This is a genomic window from Acinetobacter sp. C32I (assembly GCF_023702715.1).
Taxonomy (GTDB): Bacteria; Pseudomonadota; Gammaproteobacteria; order Pseudomonadales; family Moraxellaceae; genus Acinetobacter.
This window is the reverse complement of sequence record NZ_CP098480.1, coordinates 738023-751561: the sequence shown is the minus strand read 5'-3', so window position 1 is coordinate 751561 and position 13539 is coordinate 738023. Positions and strand designations below refer to the sequence as shown.

The following is a 13539-nucleotide window of genomic DNA, read 5'->3' as shown; positions in this document are numbered from 1 at the left end:
AAAGTCGCTTCAAAAACAATAATCATCATGCCAACATGAATTTATATAAGCCTTAGTACTTTTCCAAACAGCATATTTTAGTTATAAATAAAGCATAACTAGGAAGGTTATTTTAAAAATCGGGAGATCAGCATGGTGCCACTCGCCCATACTGCTGTGCTTAAAAATTATTTAGCTGTCAGCCAGCAATTAGACCTGAATCCATACCAATTGTTGTCCGATGCAGGCATCTATCCTGCACAGCTACAAGATAGTGCACAGCGCATTCCCGTAGACAAAGCGGTGACGCTGCTGGAACAATCAGCCCAATTGAGTGGTTGTGAATACTTTGGTTTGCATATGGCAGAACAACGCCAACTCGCAGATTTTGGTGAGCTGAGTTTATTATTGAGTTATCAACATACCTTGCGTGATGGCTTATACACCCTTGTGCAGTATCGAAATCTAATCAATAACGCATTGGAAATGTATATTGAAGAAGTCGGTCATACCGTCATTATTCGAGTCGAGGTAATTACTGCAACGACAGAGTACAGTCGTCAAGCCATCGAGCTTGCTTTAGGCATTACCCATCGTTTCTGTGCTGCTTTTTTGCAGAAATGGCACCCTTTGAGCATTCATTTTACCCATGATACCCCGCATGATACGACGATGCATCAACGTATGTTTGGTTGTTCGTTAGAGTTTGGCAGCGAATTTAACGGTATTGTTTGCAATGCAACAGAATTAGATAAAACCAATCCACATGCCAATACCACGATGCTGGCACATGCCAAACGTTTTCTTGAAACGGATCTATTGCATCGTGAAAGTGAATCTTCAATTATTTTTGATATTCGTAAAAGTATTCATCTGCTATTGCCGATGGGACGGGCCACGATTGATCAAGTCGCCCATACTCATGGCATCAACGTCCGTACCCTACAGCGCCGACTGGAAGCTGCACATACCAACTTCAGTGTGTTGATCAACGATGTACGTCGTAATTTGGTTTTTCGCTATCTAAAAAACCTGAATTACTCTCTAGGACAGGTCTCGGATATTTTAGGTTATTCAATGCCAAGTTCATTTACCCGTTGGTTTAGCAGCGAATTTGGTATGTCACCCACCACTTGGCGGAATAATAACAAGACAGTTATGAAGTCCTAAACACAAGGTTTAGAGATCAAAGCCGACTACTTGTCTTGTCTTTGATCTCGACAGCATATGATGATGAGGTATTGCCCTCTAAAACATCCAATGCATCAATAGTAAGACCAATACCACCAAGAAAATGGTTTCACCCAGCATCAGTAAAATCGGCTTGATTCCAACAGAAGCCAGTTCCTTCAGTTGTGTTTTCATGCCTAAGGCACTAATTGCAATCACTAAACACCATTTCGATAATTCATTCACCCCTTGCTGTAGCATGCTTGGAACCCAACCCGTGCTATTGATACAGGCAAGAACTAAAAAACCAACGGCAAACCAAGGCAATAAAGGTGGATGTTTGCCTGTAGCGTCTCCACCTTGCATACGCGTGATCATTGCCGCACAAATAATGACAGGCAATAACATGGCAACCCGCATCAATTTAACAACGGTTGCAGTATCACCTGTTTCTGGCGACATGCTATAACCCGCGCCAACCACCTGTGCGACGTCATGGATAGTTGCCCCTAAAAACACACCTGCCTGCTGTGGCGATAGTTCTAACCATCGTGCAATCATCGGATAAACAATCATAGCCAAAGTGGACAATGCAGAAACACCAATGACAGTGAATAAAGTGGCTTTTTCTTTTTGAGGATGTTGAGGAAATGCAGCAGAAAGTGCCAAGGCTGCTGATGCACCACAAATTGCAGTTGCACCGCCGGTCAACATCCCGAAAAGTTTTTTGAACCCCAGAATTTTAGCCGTGATCACTGAAACTGAAATCGTCACGATCACCAATGTGATCACCAATACAATTGGTTGCCAGCCCAACGCGGTAATTTGTCCTAGCGTAATCCGCATCCCCAACAAGGCAATCCCGATGCGTAACACTGTTCGTGCCGTAAATTCGATGCCTGCTTTACATTGACTTTCACTAGAAAGAAAGTTCAAACCCATTCCCAACAGCAAAGCAAATAACATCACAGGTGCACCATAATGCTCTGAAAGAAAACAGGCTGCTGCTGCAACAACGGTACTGACAATAAGGCCTGGCATCAACTCACGGGTACGCAGACGAAAATCCATGAATTTAGTCATTGTTTTCTCCTGTATCTATCAGGATAAATAGCTGCGCTGCATCGACTTCAACCGGATAGGTCGCCACATTTAAATGCTTTGAATTCAACATATATCCCGTCGCCAGATCAAAAACCAAACCATGAGCACAACAACGAATCGCTTGCCCTTCTAGTTTGCCGCTAAATAAAGACGCACCTTGATGTGGGCAGCGATCCTCAATCGCATAAAACTGTTTACCAATATGAAACAGTGCAATATTTTTCCCCTCAATTTGGAGAAAAGCTCTCGCACCTGATACTGGGATTTTTTCTTGTGGAACCTGAAAACGAATAGTCATTGCCCTTATCCTTGTACCACCAAGGCTTCTAACATGGCTTGATAGAGCACATCGACTGAATGTGCACCAGCCAAGGTCAGGTAACCATCAAAAATAAAATAAGGCACGCCATTTGCTCCTGTATAGGTCGACTGAAAAGACGGGTTGACTTCCGACCATCCACGGCCCTGTTCATTCACCGAGTAACCACATTCCTTGAGAATTCTTTGCAACACAGCGCTATCTCCCAAGTTTTCACCTGCTTCAAAATAGGCAGCAAAAAGCTGTTCCAATAAATGCTCTGCTTGCTGCGCTGTTCCCAGTTTTAAAACGCTTTGAAACAGATGATGCGCTTGAGCCGTATTTGGCATCCATTTAATTTTTTCAAAATGCAGCTCGACACTAACTGTCTTGGCTGCCTGACGCACTTGGGTTTGGCGTTGTTTTACAGCGTCTAAACTGCCCAATCGTTTTTGATAGAACTGTTTGAAATCGACACCCGCTATCGGTATCTCAGGAAGTAACTGCATACCATGCCAATGTACAATGACCTCAATCTCTGGATCACTTTGCTTTAATTGCACAATTGCAGCCTGTAACTGACGTTTTCCGATTAGGCACCACGGACAAATAAAATCAAAAAAGACATCGATATTTAATTCACGCATCATCATTTTTCTTCCGCACCACTTGAACGAGTGCTGTCTAGATTGGGTAAAACTGCTTGCTCAGTTAATCGTGCAATATCTTGGTGATAATAGTTTTTGGCATAGAGAAACACGGCTGCTGCGACCATGCTGACCAAAGGCATCCATTGAAAGGCATGATCTAAACCAATCACATCGGAGAGCTTGCCTATAACTAAAGGACCGAGTGCCAATCCCAATAAATTGTTGGCTAAGGTTAAGGTCGCGAAAGCTGTACTGTGGACGCTGTTATGGGTGAGATTGGCCACCATTGCACTGGATGGGCCATTGGTTCCTAACGCAATAAACATGCCCATGCATATCAGCAACAATTGGGATTTTCCTGCAGGCATTGCAAACGCAATCGAAAGTAGTACGCAACTCCCGAGACAGTAGCCAATTGCTAAACTCACCTTACGATCTGGGCAGTTTTGACCAAAGCGATCACTAAGCATGCCACATAGAATGCTCCCGACCGCACTACACAGTACAATCACGGCGGCTAGCACACCTGCAGAATCAGTATTCATGCCGTAATAACGATTTAAATAACTCGGCATCCACACAATGATGGTGCCACCAACAAACAGTTGAAAACCACTACCGATATAGGTTGCAATCACTGATCGACTTGAATAAATCGTGCTTAAGCATTGTTTGCTCTGTTGCTGTTTCTGAGTGTTGTGGGATTTTTTGCTGCTTAGATTGACTCTTTTTTCTTTAACCACCATGGGATAGAGCAAGGCCAAAATCAAACCAAATAATGCCATACCACCAAATGCCCAGCGCCAGCCAAAATGCTCTGCCATCACACCGCCCAGTGCCATCCCGAGAAATGAGCCGAATACCCCACCTGCCATAAATGCACTGGCCAGCGTAGCTCGCATTTCGCGTGGAAAAATCGCCACTACCACTGCAATGCCAACACTGCCATAAGCAGCCTCACCCACACCGACCATAAAACGGGCCACAAACATTTGCTGATAGTTTTCAGCAACAGCACAACCCAAAGTCGCTAAACTCCATAGCACCGCCATAATGACCAGGCTTTTCACTCGCCCAAAACGGTCGGCCAGTAAGGATAAGGGCAAGGTCAAAATACCAACCATCAACGCGACAATACCGCTCAATAAGCCAAGCTGGCTATCGGTCAAGGCCCATTCAGTTTTAATCAATGGAAATACGGCATTTAGCACTTGCCGAGACATATAGTCTGAAATCAACAAGCCAAATGTCAGTGCGAATACCAGCCACGCATAACGGCGCGGGACATTCATTGAGGTATCAACATGATCCGTATGTACGGTATATGGATGAGCACCCATAGGAACCTCCTTGTCATTGTTATGATTTCTATTTTTGATTGCAGTACATAGCTTGCCGATTTAACACACTCGCTGCGTACTGCATTTTATTTTGACATTCAATCCATTGTTGCTCAGGCTTAATGGCGCTGAGGTACACCTTTTTGTTTTGGTTGGCGGTTTGGTGACATGCCATTGGCCTGCAAGGTTTCTTCAATACTTTGATATTGCACACCAATCCGATAGATTTCTCGTGCCTCTGGGCCTGTTGCCACTTCACGACCTAATTCATGTGCAATACGTACAGTTTGCTGAATTTGCTGTACAGATGAGAAACGCTGACCACGATGATCGATAATGGTATCTTCATTACCAACCCGTGCATGAAAACCCATCGCCATCGACATGGTATTGAATGGCAATACATTTTTAAGCAATGATTCCGAAGTCAGGGTGCAACCATCTGGTACACGGTGAATAAAATTAAAGAAGTTAAATGGATTTGGCCCATCGAATCCGCCGCCAATTCCAATCCAAGTCAAATTCAATGGCCCCATGTATAAGCCCTTACGTACCATCCGTTCTAGGGTCTCTAAGCCATGCATTCCAGTGAGTTGGAAATGCGGTTGAATATTATTTTGGCAAAGGCGTTTCAAATGTTCTGCGACCCATGCAGGTCCAGCTGGAACCGTCATTTCAGCATAAGCTTCCTGAATTGCAGGATGTGCCAAAGATGTGCCTTCCAAATATTCTGGATAGAGCAACTCCATAATATTCATTTGTGTGGTGTTAATTGCGACCGTGACCTGATCAGGTTTTGGTGTTAATTCAGCCAGCATATGACGGGTATCATCACTCAGCCACAAAGCTGCCTCACCCTCGCTTTCAGGTGCAAATGAAATCGAGCCACCGACTTGAATAATCATCTCGGGTACGGCTTCACGCACCCCTGCGATGAGTTCATTAAACTTGGACAACCGTTTAGAGCCCTTACCATCCAGTTCACGCACATGCAAATGCAGCACTGTCGCGCCTGCCTCATAGCATTCCACCGCTTTCTGAATCTGCTCATCCATGGTCACTGGAATATCTTCAGGAAAGTCCTCTGGCATCCACTCTGGGCCATAGGGCGCAACGGTAATAACCACTTTTTCCATATTTTCTGGGTGCAAAGAATCGTCAAAGAATTGCATGTGCATCTCCTGTTTGTATTTTATAAAACGGTATTGAATTAAAAAGCTTGAATTTGGAATTTAATAGGTTGCATCACCGACGATACCTGCCCGCTCCATTTTCCGGTGGCATGGCGGGTAATCCATCACTGCATAATGTTGGGTACTTCGATTATCCCAAATAGCGATGCTATTCGGCTCCCAACTCCAGCGCACCTGATATTCAGGAATCGCCGCTTGGGTGATTAAGTAACGCAGTAGATCTCCTGCACCTGGATTGGCATCCTGCCCAAACCGTACGCGGTCTTTGGTATGGTAATTACTAAAATGGGTGGTGAATGCATTGACGTAGAGAATCTGCTCACCTGTCTCTGGATGTGTTCGTACGACAGGATGCTCAGCATCTGGAAACTGTGCCTTCAATGCCAAACGTTTTTCGATGGGCATGGCAGCGCCAAAACTAGCTTCGATACTGTGATAGGCACGTAAAGGCGCAATCTTTTCCTTGATATCTTCGGGTAAATTTTCATAGGCCATCACCATATTGGTCCACATGGTATCGCCGCCAACAGGTGGACATTCCACACAACGCAGTACACATCCCATCGGTGGAATTTTGCGCCAGCTGGCATCGCTATGCCATGCATTTTCATACCGATCAATCGGGCTGTCAGGATGTTTATAAATTTGCACCAAACCTGGGTGATCAGGATGACTACCCACCGCAGGATGATCCTCCAACGGCCCAAAGCGTTCGGCAAAAGCCACATGTTCAGCCCGCGTCATCTGCTGATTACGCAAGAACACCACCCGATGTTTCAGCAATTGTGTCCGAATTTCAGTGAACAACCCATCATCATGAATCGCATCGGCTAAGTGGACACCACGTAGTTCTGCACCAATATTGCAAGTTAACTGTTCAATTTGCATCAGAAATCCCTTCAAATCACAAAAATGGATGAACCTATGGTTTTACGTGCTTCCAGATCACGATGTGCTTGTACGGCATCTTCAAGTGCATAGCGATGATTGATCTCGATCTTGATGCGTCCACTGCTGACATGATCAAACAGTTCCTTGGCTAAGGCTCTTTTTTCTTCTGGATCGGCAATATAATCGGCTAAAGCTGGACGGGTGATAAACAACGAACCTTTCATTGCCAGTAACACAGGGTTAAAGTCAGGAATTGGCCCTGATGCGGTACCTACGCAAACCAATAAACCACGGCGTTTGAGCGAGTCTAATGAGGCCATAAAGGTATTTTTACCCACACTATCAAAGACCACATTGACCCCAATGCCATCGGTCAACTCACGCACCCGTTCAGCCACATTCTCATGGCTATAATTAATCACATGATCACAGCCATAGGCACGTGCTACCGCTGCTTTTTCATCCGTCGAGGTGGTTCCAATCACGGTTAGCCCCAACAGTTTGGCCCATTGCGATACAATCAGCCCCACACCACCTGCGGCTGCATGTAATAAAATGCAATCGCCTGCTTTAAAGTCATAGATACGACGCATCAGATACGCTGCCGTAAAACCACGCATGGTCATTGCAGCCGCAGTTTCACAGGAAATATCGTCAGGGAGTTTGATTAATGCATCTGCGGCAATAAGGCGTTCGGTGCTATAAGCGCCAAGCGTATTCAAAAACCCTGTATAGGTAACGCGATCACCCACCACAAAATCGGTTACACCGTCACCCACCGCTTCGATAATGCCAGAGGCTTCAACACCCATACCATTTGGTAAGGGAATCGGATAAGTCCCATTGCGGAAATAGGTATCAGCATAATTAAGGCCCACCGCTACGTGGCGTAGACGTACTTGACCAACCGCAGGTGCGCCGACTTCGATGTCCTCATAGCGCATCACCTCTGGTGTCCCTGTTCCGTAGAACCGTATCGCTTTATTCAACGTCATTTTCCTGTCCATCTTGTATTTTTATTCAGTGCCGAAGCAATATGACTAAAAAATACAATACTCAGGAGAGCGTCGACTTTACTTAACACGACACGCACATCACCTTTGACGACAAATACTCAATCGATAGGATTCTTTTATAGGACGGCACAAAGCTTAGGAGTTATTTCTCAAGCTGCTGATTCATGCCTTTCACATGCTCAACAAAATGATGCATATTGGTTGCCCATGTGCTCATATCACGATGTGCAATCAGGTAGGTATTGATCTCCGCTGTAGCCGAGTCAATGGGATGAATCTTCACACTTTGGGCAAAATGAGATTGCTGTACATAGCTGATCGGTAAAATTGCAAGGCCAACATCTAGACTGACACAGCTGATAATGCCATCTAGGCTGCCCATTTCAATCACATTGGCTGCGGGTAAATGATGGGAAGATAAGAACTGATCAATGGCTTTGCGGTAACTACAACCTTGCTTAAAGGCAATAAATTTCTTTTGAATCAGATCGTCATTTGCAAATCGTTCAGGCATATGCTTTGAAGAAATAAGCACCAACTGCTCAGTCCAGACATGTAAATTAAACATCCCATCAATCGGTGCATGATGTGCTACAAATGCACAATCTAGCTTGGATGCATGGACCAAATCAATCAAATCTCGTGTGGGTGCAGTCGATAACGTAAAAGGAAAATCTGGGCTGTGCTGTTGTAAATCGCGGATCAACACTGGCAGTCGAACCGCAGCCGTGGTTTCCATACTCCCAATCGCTAAAGGAAAATTGGCTGTCAGCTGACTATGGGAAAAGGTGTCCAATAGCTCTTTTTGTAGATGCAGCATTTTTTCAGCATAACCATAGAGTTGCACCCCAGCTCTAGTGGGTTGAATGGGGTTCTGCCGATGTAGCAACTCGACATTCAACTCTGTTTCCAGTTTTTTGATATGACTGGTGACATTGGATTGTACGGTATAGAGCGTTTTTGCCGCCTCGGAAAAACTGCCTAACTTCACCACCATCATAAAAATTTCTAAAGATTTAATCTGCATCGCCATCACTATTAGAGATAGTTGGTATCAATTCAAATCATTTTACATGATTAATAGTGCTTGTTTAAATAGTTATTCATTTCTCAACACCTAAAGATGGGTCAAACAATGTCTGCTACTAAGCTGTTATTTTTAATCTGTATTTTAAGCTTCTTCAGCTATGCACTCTATGTATTTGACTACAAATTTCTTGCCAAAGCACAACCTCTCGCGCATATGAGTCATAGCGACTAATTGTTGGAGTGAACAGGCTATGACTGAGCCAGCAAAAAACAGCAACCGTGCCCTGCAATCAGCGATCAGTGCAGCCTTGATTATGGCAATTGGTATGGGTTTCGGGCGCTTTGCGTTTACTGCGGTCTACCCGCATATGATTGATGAAGGCATCATCAATCTACAGCATGCCAGTTTGGCTGCTTCTGCAAACTATGCGGGCTATCTGTTGGGTGCTTTATTTGCGATCAAGATGAAACCACAGCAGAGTTATCTCGGTAGTATTGTTGCTACTGTGGGTAGCGTCCTTTGTCTGATCCTACTCAGCTGTATTGACACGATTGGCCTGATCATCTTGATTCGTGGTTTGGCTGGGGTTTTTAGTGCTTTCGCCATGGTGTCTGTCTCATTATGGTTGCTCGAACAGCAGAAACAAACACAACAAGCCCCCATCTTGTATGCAGGGGTTGGGCTTGGTATTGCAATATCTGCTGAACTATTGGTCTATGGCACGCATCTAGGTTGGCACAGTAAAATACTATGGTTATTGCTCGGCCTATCCAGTTTGATCCTTGGCGGTATCGCAATGTTTGGTTTATCGCGGGCTCAACCGAATAATGTTTCAACTCAGCAGATATCGAGCACAAATAGCAAAATTCCCCATGCATACGCTCTGATTCTGATTTATGCCCTGGCAGGTTTTGGCTACATCATTACCGCAACCTATTTACCTTTATTGGTGAAACAGGCCTTACCGAATATTGATGCGGCACAGATCTGGGCAATCTTTGGTTTGGGTGCGATTCTTTCGTGTTTTTTCTGGCATCGCATCCACCGCAGCTTTGGTACACAAGTCGCTTTATCTTCTAATTTAGGATTACAGGCTTTCGGTGTGGTATTGCCCATCCTTCTACCAACCACTTTGGGTTATCTGTCGAGTGCATTACTCGTGGGTGGAACCTTTATGGGAACGGTTACGATTGCCATGCCGGTTGCACAGCGTATCGCTCGCCAAGCACAAAATAATTTAATTGCCTTAATGACTGTCATGTATGGAATAGGTCAGATCATTGGTCCAATCGTAGCAAATGCCCTATTCACGATCTATCATACGCTCAATAGCTCACTGATTACCGCAGCTACAGCATTATTGATTGCAACAGTGATTAGTCTGAAATCAGCTGAGGCGATCCACTAACCAGAAATAGATTGTTTAAAAACCTTCATCTGCTTGTATTGTTGCAGTTCATCTAATGAGTTAATACTATGACAAAACAGGCCTTGCTTTTGAAATGCCACCACCTGTGCATCCAATTGTTTAAAACAATCTCGCAAACTCAGTTTATTCTCAGCAATCGCCTGCTCCAATACCGATATACTTTCTCGCTTAAGTAAACAAAATGGATATAAGGCATCACCATTGATATTGACATAAGCCACTTGCGCCAGCGGTTGCTTTTGCAAAGCACGATGCAGTTTAAGCACAACCTGACTAGGAATATAGGTCACATCGCAGGGAATAAATAAAGCATAGTCAGCTTGCAAATGTGACCAAGCACTTTTCATCCCCATCAACGGGCCAAGGAAACCATTTTGATCATCTGCATAGCATCGAATATCAGGTTCAATCTGTTTATATATCGAGTTATCACGGTGGCTATTCACCCAAATATGTTGAACCTGAGTCTTAAAACTTTCACATATTTTTGACAGCTGAATCTGGTCATCAAACTGTTGTAGCAGTTTGTTGGTCCCGTTCATACGGCGCGCTTGCCCTCCCGCCAAGATCACTAGATCTGTAGCGGGATATTCTGTATTCATGCTTCTGCCTCCAATTGACAGGTTTTAATCAGACCACGAATCTCAGGTAAACAAGAACCACAATTGCCACCTGCTTTTAAACAAGCCGTGACTTGTTTTTCATGGGTGATGTTTTGCGTTTTAATGGCTTCAATAATCTTATTTTTACCCACTTTAAAACAACTACAAACCAATGGTCCATCGTTATTTGCCGCAGACATCGGCATTCCCGCCAGCAAAGCTTTACGATGCAAGGCACTTAATCGTTCACGTTTAAATAGACTCGCCACCCAATCCCGATTTGGCAATAAATCGACAGGTGCAATATATAAACTGGCAATCAAGATACCATCTTTTAAAATCACACTATGGCTGAGCTGCGATGAGATATCCTCCAGACTTAACCATTCATAGGTTTCATCGACAAAAGGCAGGAAGCTTTTCAGATTCTTTTGGGTCTCATCAATACTGTGACGATCAGCAATTTCATAACGCATTGCTTTCGCTGTTTTGATCTTGGTCCACCATGCACAACTTTGTAAAGATGTTTTGATATGATGTTCAAAGCCTTCACGTACATAAAGCACGCCTTGCCAAGTGGTATGGAATGGCTGAATTGCAACCGGGGTATGTTTAAATTCAGGCTCACCTGAGATCGCATCCACCACAGGGTTGACCACTTTACCAATCCGCGCATCAGAAGCGACTTGCTCAGTCCAGTGAATCGGGGCGAAGATTTGGCCACGACGCACACCTTGTGCCAGCGTCACACGCAATACACAACGCCCCCATTGTGAGCGGACTTCCACCAAAGCTTTATCACGGATACCAAATTTTAATGCATCATTCGGATGAATCTCACAAAATGGTTCAGCGCGATGCGTGGTGAGGTTTGCCGATAAACCGGTACGGGTCATAGTATGCCATTGGTCACGGATACGTCCGGTATTCAACACCAATGGATAATCTTCGGAGATGGCATGCACTGGATCAATGGCGACAGTAGGAATCAGTTTGGCTTTTTTGTTTTTATGACTAAAACTACCACGATCAAACAATTGCTCCACGGCGATGCTTTGCCCTTTCTCCCAGACTGGCCATTGAGTTGGGCGTAAATGGTTATATTCATCCAGACTTAAATTCATTAAGCCTTTTAAATTGAAATAACGGAAGTTTTCGACCTGATCACGTTGGTCAACACTGGCATTTTGATAGGCCGATAAAGCCGCGTGTTCATTAAAAATGTCACAGGCATTGCTAAACTCAAAACCAGTAAAACCGAGTTTTTTTGCAACCTCTGCCACCGCCCACCAATCCGCTTTGGTTTGCTTTGGCGGATTTAAAAAGGCACGTTGCCGTGAAATACGGCGTTCAGAATTGGTGACTGTACCATCTTTCTCACCCCAACCTAATGCAGGTAACAACACATCGGCATAGGCTGTGGTATCAGTATCCGCACAAATATCAGAAACCACCACAAACTCACATTTTTCCAAGGCACGTTTGACTTGATCTGCATCGGGCAAACTCACCACAGGATTGGTTGCCATAATCCAGATCGCTTTGATTTTGCCACTCTCTACCGCTTGGAATAGATCCACTGCTTTTAAGCCTGCTTGCTTAGCAATCACAGGACTATTCCAAAAGCTTTGCACCAGATGTTGATGCGAAGGATTATCCAAATCTAGATGTGCTGCCAGCATATTGGCCAATCCACCTACCTCACGACCGCCCATGGCATTGGGTTGACCCGTCATTGAAAATGGTGCTGCACCTAATTTTCCAATTTTTCCAGTGAGTAAATGACAGTTGATAATGCTATTAGCTTTATTGACTCCTTGAGAGGACTGATTAACCCCCATCGAAAACAAGGTGATCACTTTTTCTGTTTGGGCAAATTTATCAAAAAACAGCTGTATTTTTTCTGCAGAAATTCCGGTACGTTTCACCAACGCATTAAAATCTTGCTCGCTTTCACTCGCTGCTAATAAAGCCTCTAGACCCTCAGTGTAAGTCTCTACAAAATGATGGTCGATATAATCATGATGGTAAAGATGCTGAAACAGACCATTAAATAACGCCACATCCTGACCGGGTAAAATTGGCAAGTGTAAATCTGCTTGCTCGCAGGTACTGGTAAAACGAGGATCGACCACCACCACAAATAAATCTGGATTCTTGCTCTTGGCCTGCATGATGCGTTGATACAATACGGGATGACACCATGCTGTATTAGAGCCAACCAGAACCACCATATCCGTATGTTCAAAGTCTTCATAACTGGCAGGTACGATATCTTCACCGAAGGCACGTTTGTGCGCTGCAACTGCAGATGACATACATAGGCGTGAATTGGTATCAATATTGGCTGTGCCCAAATAGCCTTTCACAAACTTATTCACTACATAATAGTCTTCAGTCAGCAACTGTCCTGAGACATAAAATGCAACGCTGTCTGCTCCATATTGATCAATACACGCTTGAAACTGATTTGCAATTTTCTCAATCGCCTGATCCCATGTCGCGACTTGACGATGATTTTTACGGCCAAACATAGGCTGTAAGACGCGGGTTTCCAAGCCTAGCGTATCGGCTAAATTACTGCCCTTAATACAGAGTCGTCCAAAGTTTGAAGGATGCTCTAGATCTCCTGCAACTTGTACCGTTGTGCCATGCGCTTTATGTTGGACACTGACATCCACGCCACAACCTACGCCACAATAAGGACATGTTGTTTTTGTAATAATTGTTTCTGCTTGATCGGAGCGACTGTGTTCTAAATTTTGAATACTGTTCATGACTGCCCCTTTGAATCCCACCCAGCCTCCCTTTATCAAGGGAGGAGTACCGCGAATTCA

At 44.4% G+C, this 13539-nt stretch carries 13 protein-coding genes; 3 read left to right on the top strand and 10 right to left on the bottom strand.

Annotated features, from left to right (window positions below; all coding sequences use genetic code 11):
* Positions 1-132: 132 nt before the first annotated feature.
* Positions 133-1149, top strand: a complete 1017-nt coding sequence (locus tag NDN13_RS03575; protein ID WP_251117189.1) for an AraC family transcriptional regulator — start codon at positions 133-135, stop codon at positions 1147-1149.
* A gap of 78 nt (positions 1150-1227) precedes the next feature.
* Here NDN13_RS03575 and NDN13_RS03570 read toward each other — a convergent pair whose 3' ends face one another.
* The 8 genes from NDN13_RS03570 to NDN13_RS03535 all read right to left on the bottom strand — a co-directional run bounded on the left by NDN13_RS03570 (position 1228) and on the right by NDN13_RS03535 (position 8674).
* Positions 1228-2232, bottom strand: coding sequence for a YeiH family protein (locus tag NDN13_RS03570; protein ID WP_242725456.1), 1005 nt, complete (start codon positions 2230-2232; stop codon positions 1228-1230).
* On the bottom strand, positions 2225-2551 hold the full coding sequence (locus tag NDN13_RS03565; protein ID WP_251117188.1) for a Rieske (2Fe-2S) protein: 327 nt from the start codon (positions 2549-2551) through the stop codon (positions 2225-2227). The genes NDN13_RS03570 and NDN13_RS03565 overlap by 8 nt, the downstream gene beginning before the upstream one ends.
* A 5-nt stretch (positions 2552-2556) precedes the next feature.
* Positions 2557-3204, bottom strand: coding sequence for a DsbA family oxidoreductase (locus NDN13_RS03560; RefSeq protein ID WP_251117187.1), 648 nt, complete (start codon positions 3202-3204; stop codon positions 2557-2559).
* Positions 3201-4541: an MFS transporter gene (locus NDN13_RS03555; RefSeq protein ID WP_251117186.1), complete on the bottom strand. Its 1341-nt coding sequence runs from the start codon at positions 4539-4541 to the stop codon at positions 3201-3203. The genes NDN13_RS03560 and NDN13_RS03555 overlap by 4 nt, the downstream gene beginning before the upstream one ends.
* Positions 4542-4660: 119 nt before the next feature.
* On the bottom strand, positions 4661-5713 hold the full coding sequence (locus tag NDN13_RS03550; protein WP_004653244.1) for a beta-keto acid cleavage family enzyme: 1053 nt from the start codon (positions 5711-5713) through the stop codon (positions 4661-4663).
* Positions 5714-5773: 60 nt separating this feature from the next.
* The gene (locus NDN13_RS03545; protein WP_251117185.1) at positions 5774-6622 is read right to left on the bottom strand and encodes a TauD/TfdA dioxygenase family protein; all 849 of its coding nucleotides are present in this window, start codon (positions 6620-6622) and stop codon (positions 5774-5776) included.
* 11 nt (positions 6623-6633) lie between these two features.
* Positions 6634-7620 carry a quinone oxidoreductase family protein gene (locus NDN13_RS03540; RefSeq protein WP_251117184.1) on the bottom strand — a complete coding sequence of 329 codons (987 nt, stop codon included), beginning with the start codon at positions 7618-7620 and terminating at the stop codon, positions 6634-6636.
* A gap of 163 nt (positions 7621-7783) precedes the next feature.
* Positions 7784-8674, bottom strand: a complete 891-nt coding sequence (locus NDN13_RS03535; protein ID WP_251117183.1) for a LysR family transcriptional regulator — start codon at positions 8672-8674, stop codon at positions 7784-7786.
* A 102-nt stretch (positions 8675-8776) separates the two neighbouring features.
* On the opposite strand from NDN13_RS03535, the gene NDN13_RS19795 reads away from it, so the two are divergent.
* Together NDN13_RS19795 and NDN13_RS03530 are read left to right on the top strand one after the other, a co-directional pair.
* Positions 8777-8902, top strand: coding sequence for a hypothetical protein (locus NDN13_RS19795; protein ID WP_265596672.1), 126 nt, complete (start codon positions 8777-8779; stop codon positions 8900-8902).
* Between the two features lie 19 nt (positions 8903-8921).
* Complete coding sequence (locus NDN13_RS03530; protein WP_251117182.1) at positions 8922-10079, top strand: YbfB/YjiJ family MFS transporter; 1158 nt, start codon at positions 8922-8924, stop codon at positions 10077-10079.
* Here NDN13_RS03530 and mobA read toward each other — a convergent pair.
* The gene (gene mobA, locus NDN13_RS03525) at positions 10076-10702 is read right to left on the bottom strand and encodes a molybdenum cofactor guanylyltransferase (RefSeq protein WP_251117181.1); all 627 of its coding nucleotides are present in this window, start codon (positions 10700-10702) and stop codon (positions 10076-10078) included. The two genes, NDN13_RS03530 and mobA, sit on opposite strands and share 4 nt — an antisense overlap.
* On the bottom strand, positions 10699-13479 hold the full coding sequence (locus tag NDN13_RS03520; RefSeq protein WP_251117180.1) for a nitrate reductase: 2781 nt from the start codon (positions 13477-13479) through the stop codon (positions 10699-10701). The genes mobA and NDN13_RS03520 overlap by 4 nt, the downstream gene beginning before the upstream one ends.
* Positions 13480-13539: the final 60 nt, after the last annotated feature.

Coding starts and splice junctions, on each gene's coding strand:
- NDN13_RS03575 (WP_251117189.1), top strand. CDS start 133: ATGGTGCCACTCGCCCATACTGCTGTGCTTAAAAATTATTTAGCTGTC.
- NDN13_RS03570 (WP_242725456.1), bottom strand. CDS start 2,232: ATGACTAAATTCATGGATTTTCGTCTGCGTACCCGTGAGTTGATGCCA.
- NDN13_RS03565 (WP_251117188.1), bottom strand. CDS start 2,551: ATGACTATTCGTTTTCAGGTTCCACAAGAAAAAATCCCAGTATCAGGT.
- NDN13_RS03560 (WP_251117187.1), bottom strand. CDS start 3,204: ATGATGATGCGTGAATTAAATATCGATGTCTTTTTTGATTTTATTTGT.
- NDN13_RS03555 (WP_251117186.1), bottom strand. CDS start 4,541: ATGGGTGCTCATCCATATACCGTACATACGGATCATGTTGATACCTCA.
- NDN13_RS03550 (WP_004653244.1), bottom strand. CDS start 5,713: ATGCAATTCTTTGACGATTCTTTGCACCCAGAAAATATGGAAAAAGTG.
- NDN13_RS03545 (WP_251117185.1), bottom strand. CDS start 6,622: ATGCAAATTGAACAGTTAACTTGCAATATTGGTGCAGAACTACGTGGT.
- NDN13_RS03540 (WP_251117184.1), bottom strand. CDS start 7,620: ATGACGTTGAATAAAGCGATACGGTTCTACGGAACAGGGACACCAGAG.
- NDN13_RS03535 (WP_251117183.1), bottom strand. CDS start 8,674: ATGGCGATGCAGATTAAATCTTTAGAAATTTTTATGATGGTGGTGAAG.
- NDN13_RS19795 (WP_265596672.1), top strand. CDS start 8,777: ATGTCTGCTACTAAGCTGTTATTTTTAATCTGTATTTTAAGCTTCTTC.
- NDN13_RS03530 (WP_251117182.1), top strand. CDS start 8,922: ATGACTGAGCCAGCAAAAAACAGCAACCGTGCCCTGCAATCAGCGATC.
- mobA (WP_251117181.1), bottom strand. CDS start 10,702: ATGAATACAGAATATCCCGCTACAGATCTAGTGATCTTGGCGGGAGGG.
- NDN13_RS03520 (WP_251117180.1), bottom strand. CDS start 13,479: ATGAACAGTATTCAAAATTTAGAACACAGTCGCTCCGATCAAGCAGAA.